General features: G+C 45.9%; 6 protein-coding genes and 1 tRNA gene. 3 read left to right on the top strand and 4 right to left on the bottom strand.

The features are described from left to right. Positions 1-76 precede the first annotated feature (76 nt). The 3 genes from AC6RV6_RS16615 to AC6RV6_RS16605 form a co-directional block, all read right to left on the bottom strand. A complete protein-coding gene (locus AC6RV6_RS16615) occupies positions 77-223 on the bottom strand; it encodes an AAA family ATPase (protein ID WP_500241989.1) in 147 nt (48 codons plus the stop codon). A gap of 43 nt (positions 224-266) precedes the next feature. After that, positions 267-1,964, bottom strand: coding sequence for an ABC-ATPase domain-containing protein (locus AC6RV6_RS16610; protein ID WP_500241988.1), 1,698 nt, complete (start codon positions 1,962-1,964; stop codon positions 267-269). A gap of 82 nt (positions 1,965-2,046) precedes the next feature. Continuing rightward, positions 2,047-3,438: a malic enzyme-like NAD(P)-binding protein gene (locus AC6RV6_RS16605; RefSeq protein ID WP_500241987.1), complete on the bottom strand. Its 1,392-nt coding sequence runs from the start codon at positions 3,436-3,438 to the stop codon at positions 2,047-2,049. Between the two features lie 186 nt (positions 3,439-3,624). Between AC6RV6_RS16605 and AC6RV6_RS16600 the strand changes: the two genes are divergently transcribed. From AC6RV6_RS16600 to AC6RV6_RS16590, 3 genes are all read left to right on the top strand, one after another. Further along, positions 3,625-4,098: a hypothetical protein gene (locus tag AC6RV6_RS16600; protein WP_500241986.1), complete on the top strand. Its 474-nt coding sequence runs from the start codon at positions 3,625-3,627 to the stop codon at positions 4,096-4,098. Positions 4,099-4,266: 168 nt separating this feature from the next. Then, positions 4,267-4,340, top strand: a tRNA-Met gene (locus AC6RV6_RS16595). A 188-nt stretch (positions 4,341-4,528) separates the two neighbouring features. Then, the gene (locus tag AC6RV6_RS16590; RefSeq protein WP_500241985.1) at positions 4,529-5,230 is read left to right on the top strand and encodes a DevA family ABC transporter ATP-binding protein; all 702 of its coding nucleotides are present in this window, start codon (positions 4,529-4,531) and stop codon (positions 5,228-5,230) included. A gap of 36 nt (positions 5,231-5,266) precedes the next feature. Here AC6RV6_RS16590 and AC6RV6_RS16585 read toward each other — a convergent pair whose 3' ends face one another. Next, entirely contained in the window at positions 5,267-6,163 is an 897-nt protein-coding gene (locus AC6RV6_RS16585) for a hypothetical protein (RefSeq protein ID WP_500241983.1), read from the bottom strand. Between the last annotated feature and the right edge of the window lie 140 nt (positions 6,164-6,303).

Here is a 6,303-nt window from a genome sequence, read left to right as displayed (position 1 = left end):
GGTTGGATGCCCTTTTCTCAACTTAGTTTTACATACTAAGTTCGGTAGACCCCATTTTATGATTTCTTCTTGAATTTCATGAGAATCGATTCGCAAGAGCATCGAGAATTGCTGTTTTACCTGTAGCATTATTCCCAATGAGAACATTAAAGCGATCGGAAAACTCAAATGTTTTTTTCTCAAAGCACTTAAAATTTTGAAGTTCGAGTCGTTGTATTTTCATGTTAGTTCTCTGAAACTGTCGCACTTGATTGATAATAATAGAACTAATCGCTCTTAATAGATAGACTTCGCAAGCGATTTAAAGCAGCGGCAAATTCAAAGCACCGGAATTTTGCCAAATCTTCTTGTGGATATTCGGTTAAGATATCGAGTCCTTTCGTTTCGATGTCTCCTATTATTTTATCAAGAATTTCAGCGATCGTTCGCCGATCGTTAATATAGTTTTTCTTAGCATAAACTAAAGCTGCTGCGATCGCTCTTAGTTGTCCCGGATTAACGATTTGTTCGACAGCAGCGAGATCGATCGCCTCCGTACCAAAGGCGACATCCATACCTCGTACTTTTACGTTTACCGCATGATTTCCTCGACTCGGATCGATACTGTCTGCGAAAGGAATGCGAGGAGTAATTTGACCGAAACGCTCTCCTCCTTCTTTTTGACGTTCTGTCGTGCATTCTCGGGCAATTTCCTTGGCTTTTTCTGTCACATTAAAAGGCTGATAATTTTCCATGGCAATGACAGTATCGGCAACCTCAAAATAATCCCCACTTCCTCCCATCACTAAAATCGTAGAAACTCCATAATCTTCGTATAGTTGGCGAATTTTATCGATAAACGGGGTAATGGGTTCCTTATTTTTACTAATCAATTGCTGCATGCGGCGATCGCGAATCATAAAGTTAGTTGCAGCAGTATCTTCATCCACCAATAAGACTTTTGCTCCTACTTCCAATGCCTCGATAATATTAGCAGCTTGAGATGTACTTCCACTCGCATTTGGCGTAGAAAAATGACTCGTAGAACGACCTTGAGGCAGTCCATTGATAAAAGTAGAAATATTTGCACCGACGATACTGCGCCCATCTTCTGCCCGAATTTTAACCGCCGCCGAATCGCTGACAACATATTCCCGTCCATCTCCCGGAATGCGATTATAAATCCCCAAGGCGATCGCTTTCAATAAAGTCGATTTGCCGTGATATCCTCCCCCGACAATTAAAGTAATCCCTTGAGGAATCCCCATACCTTTAATCTTGCCGAGATTGGGACAATTTAACTCGATTTCTAAAGACTTTGGAGATTGAAAAGCGATCGCATTTTCCCGTAAAGGTCTCTCGTCAGCACCACTGCATCTTGGTAACACCGCCCCATTGGCCACAAACGCCACGAGATTTCGTTCGGAGAGTTGCGATCGCAAAGCCTCGGCATCTTCCACAGTTTCCACCCAAGAGAGAATTTCATCGGGGTTTAAAGCCTCGTAGAAAAGAGTGCGAGCGACCAATTCCGGGATATCATTGCAAAGTAATTCCGCCGCTTGCCGACCTAAAATACGCCTTCCTCGTGCCGGAAGTCCCACCACAAAGCGGATTTCAATTTCTTCCACACTGACAAAAGCCGCCGTTCTTTCTAATACCTCTTGACCGAGGGAATTTACATTAATCAAACCGCTTTTTCCCGTACCGCGATGAGAACTTAAATCTTGAGCAGCGCGATCGAATTGGCGGATTAAATAATCCTCTAGGGCAACTTTTCTGCTGGGAGAACTATACAATTTAGCAGGAAATTTCGCGATAGATTGAGACACTTTTACTCGCAATTGACTCGGGGCGGCAAAAGGATCGCCTTGAATGCGAGCGACGATTAAAGTAAAGTTAGAAAACTCATATTTTCCTTTAATCTCTTTATAGGCTTTATAGCTTGCGCCATCGAGCTTGAGAAGAGTAGAGTGTAAAATATTCATCAATGAACTATGAACAATGATTGAGAAGGAAGGGAAGAGGAGAAAATTTAGTCTTCATCTCTCATCCCTTACCCTTTGTTATTTAGTTTCGTGCAACATCATCTTCTCGTGCTGCCTTTTGAACCGCCGCCGCAACTGCAGGCGAAACTCGCTCGTCAAAGACAGAAGGAACGATATGTTCTTTATTTAAATCCTTGTGAGAAACTAGAGATGCGATCGCACTAGCAGCTTCCAAATACATTTTCGAGGTTAACGCTTTGGCGCGACAATCCAACGCCCCGCGAAAGACCCCCGGAAACGCCAAAACATTGTTAATTTGATTGGGATAATCGCTGCGTCCCGTGGCAATAACCGCCGCATCATTTTGAATTAACTCCGGTTGAATTTCCGGAATGGGATTGGCCATCGCAAAAACGATCGCCTCTTTAGCCATCGTCCTCACCATTTCCGGCGTGAGAACCCCCGGCACGCTCACCCCCACAAAAACATCGGCATCTTTCACCGCGTCGGCGAGAGTTCCCGAGGCATCTACAGCAAACTCCTGTTTTTGCGGAGTCAGATTTTCCCGTTGGCTGGAAATAATGCCCTGCGAGTCGCACATGACAAAATTTTTCGCCCCCGCTTGGCGCAAGAGACGAGCGACAGCTACTCCCGCAGCCCCCGCCCCGTTGAAAGCAATTTTCACGCTATCGATGGGCTTATCGACCAGTTTCAGGGCATTATACAAAGCCGCTAACGTCACGATCGCCGTGCCGTGTTGGTCGTCATGGAAAACGGGAATATCCAATTCTTCCCGTAACCGCTTCTCGATTTCAAAACAACGTGGGGCGCTAATATCTTCTAAGTTCACCCCACCAAAAACCGGGGAAATATTCTTTACCGTTTCGATGATTTTCTCCGTGTCTTGTGTTGCCAAACAGATCGGAAACGCATCGAGATGGGCAAACTCTTTAAACAGCATGGCCTTCCCTTCCATCACCGGGAGAGCCGCTTCGGGACCCAAATTTCCCAATCCCAAAACCGCGCTTCCATCGGACACGATCGCCACCATATTGCTTTTGACCGTTAAAGAAAAAACTTGCTCGGGATCTTCCGCGATCGCTTTAGAAATACGCCCGACCCCGGGAGTATAAGCCATAGCCAAATCTGATTGCGCCTTTAAACCAATGCGAGCGATCGTGTGAATTTTGCCCCCGCGATGCAGGTCGAAAGTGCGATCGGACACCTTCACGATCTTGATATCCGGTAAGCTCGATATCGCTTGGGTAATGTCCTCTGCATGTTCCTCGCTCGAAGCATCTACCACAAACTCCCGCAGAGAGAGCTTGCGAGTTTGTTCGACTAAACTAATTTGACCGAGATTGCCACCGCTTAAGGCGATCGCTTGGGTCACTTCTGCCAATCTTCCCGGTTCGTTAGGAATTTCGACGCGAATGGTTAGACTAAAGCTAGGATTTGGGGTTAATTGGGTCATTACCTATTTTTTCGTGAGAATGAACTCAAATTTTACCAAGTGCCGCTAGGATGCTCCGCTCTCTAGCCAACAAAATTCGATTTTGCGCGACCGCCAGAGAAATTCCGAGATTCCGTTAAAATATCTTAAAGAATTCGTTGTCTGGAACTCAGCAGCCCATTTGTCCCGTTCGTAAGGATTCTACCTATGTTTAATCGTTCCTCCTTCACAATTCTTGCTACAGTCGCTCTACTGTCTTTAGTGACAGGATGCGATACATTGAGTTCGCTCAATCCTTTTGGTGGCGGTGCAGAAGAACCACCTGCCCCAGTTCCTGTTACAACTCCAACAGGTCAAGCCCCAACACAAACCCCAGCAGGTCAAGCCCCAGCAGGTCAAGCTCCAGCACAAGCTCCGGCTGCCGCTCCCAATGTCCCTCCGTCTCAAGTTCCTTTTCGTGATGCTGTCAATAAAGCGACAGAGGCTGCGAATGCCGTCCAAACCGCTAAAACTGCCGCAGAATGGCAAAACGTGGTAACGCTTTGGCAAACGGCGATCGCTCTCATGCAGCAAGTCCCTGCCGGAGATACCAATCATGCCACCGCCCAACAAAAAGTAACGGAATACACGGGTTATCTTCAGTACGCTCAGACCAATGCCGCCACCCAAGCGGGTCAGTAGTGAAAATTTGCAACTAAAAGCAGAAGATTTTCCGAGGACAATAGAATTGAGAGACTGCTTCCACGCAATAGCTTTGGGGATTTTGAGCAATAGCAATACTCTTTCCCCAATATTTTTTTTGATAAACTGGTTATTCGGGTCAATTGTTTGTTATAGTTAGAAAGGCGACGCGGGATAGAGCAGCCTGGTAGCTCGTCGGGCTCATAACCCGAAGGTCGGTGGTTCAAATCCGCCTCCCGCCATCTCATCAAAATCCACTTTAAAACTTTGCTGAAAAATCTTATTTAAGATTTTTCAGCAAAGTTTTTAAATATTATTTCTTGAAATATTATTGTTGGGAATGTCGAGCGAGCGATCGCGATCGCTCTCAGCCCCCAATAAATTGTTAAACTCAATATAGTGCAACGCTCTAAACTCCTGTCAATAATCCATGCAACCCGTCGTCGAAATTTCCCACCTCAATCACTATTTCGGTCGGGGCTCCCTGCGAAAGCAAATTTTGTTTGATGTTCATCTTGTCTTGCGATCGGGGGATGTCGCCATCATGAAAGGTCCGTCGGGATCGGGTAAAACCACCCTACTCACCCTCATGGGAGGCTTGCGATCGCCTCAGTCGGGCAGCCTGCGGGTCTTCGGTCAAGAGTTAGTCGGAGCGGGTAAAAATCGCTTAGTGCGCGTCCGCCGCAATATTGGTTATATCTTTCAAGCTCATAACTTATTAAACTCTCTCACCGCCAGACAAAACGTGCAAATGTCTATCGAACTGCACGATCGCATTACCTCGCATCAAGCGAAAGAACGTGCCATGACCATACTGGCAGCCGTTGGCTTGGCAGACCATGTTAATTATTATCCCGCTCAACTCTCTGGCGGACAAAAACAGCGCGTTGCGATCGCACGTGCTTTAGTCAGTCATCCCAAAATGGTACTGGCTGATGAACCCACCGCCGCCCTCGATAGTAAATCCGGACGCGATGTCGTGGAGATCATGCAAAACTTAGCTCGAGAACAAGGGTGTACGATTCTTATTGTCACCCACGACAACCGCATTCTCGATGTTGCCGATCGCATCGTTCACATGGAAGATGGGCGACTTTCAGAGCAGAAAATGCTCGCAGAAGTTGCGTCTTAAATTATGGCTTGATAATAACTCTAGTAATAACCTAATTCAGCGTCGAGCCGAAGAACGACGCTTAGAAGAAGAACGCTTTGCTCCACTCGCAGGCTTACCCGAACTCTTGGGCTGGGGTCGTTTGGACGATCGCGGTGGTGGGGGGGGAACAGCGCCTTTCGCAGCATTGATACGATTGGGATTAGTCCGGAAACTAACATTACCACCATCGCCCGATTGTTCTAACACCAAAAGGGGTGTTGGTTTTGCTTTTTGGTCCCATTCCATTAAAACCACTCTGCCTTGAATCGCGGGCTGCCAATTTTCGTGATCGGCATTGGGACTTAAGAATTTTTCAATACAGTCGATAATTTGATTAATAGTACTGGAAGTCGATTGTGTGGGCAACTTCGTCATTTTCACTTGAATTCGGAATAAAATCCGCTTGACTCTTTTGCCTCGTGCCTCTGTTTCGTAAGTGACATCAAAAGTTTCATCAACTTGGCGACCGGTTGCCGCAATACCGACTTGATGTTGTGCCGTATTAGGACGCAAAGCCACACTAATTAATTGCTTAACCCGAATTTTAATTTGGTTGACGATCGCATAGTGAAACACTTCCTCATCCATTCGCAAGCGCAGATAATCGAGGTTAAATTCCCGCGAGTGAATCAAATCGGGATTTGTCTCCATTTTTTGAATAGTTTTCAGCGCCAATTTGAGTCGCTTTTGCAAATCTTGAGACTTATATTTCTCGAATTTGATATCTTTTTGGAATTTGTCGTAAACTTTGAGTTTGCCATAGACCACAACCCCAACCAACGCGAGAAACAAAACACCACTGGCAATCAGTCCAATCGGTGCGCCACCTCCAGAGCTTTGCGAGGGATTGGTTGAGGGATTTTCAGCAGTTTGTGCGAGGATAGGTTGCACGGGAAGAAATTGAGAAAACATAGCGTTTGGGGATTTGAGCAGAAATTAACGTCTAGGCTTAGAATGCCCCGAAAATGGGTTATATGATTGTTAACTTTACTTAATCGCGATTAATTCATAATGGGCTGTTCATAATTTTAGATTCTTTCTCGATAAGATCG

Source organism: Spirulina sp. LEGE 11439, from assembly GCF_059821285.1.
This window is presented reverse-complemented; position numbering and strand designations above follow the sequence as displayed.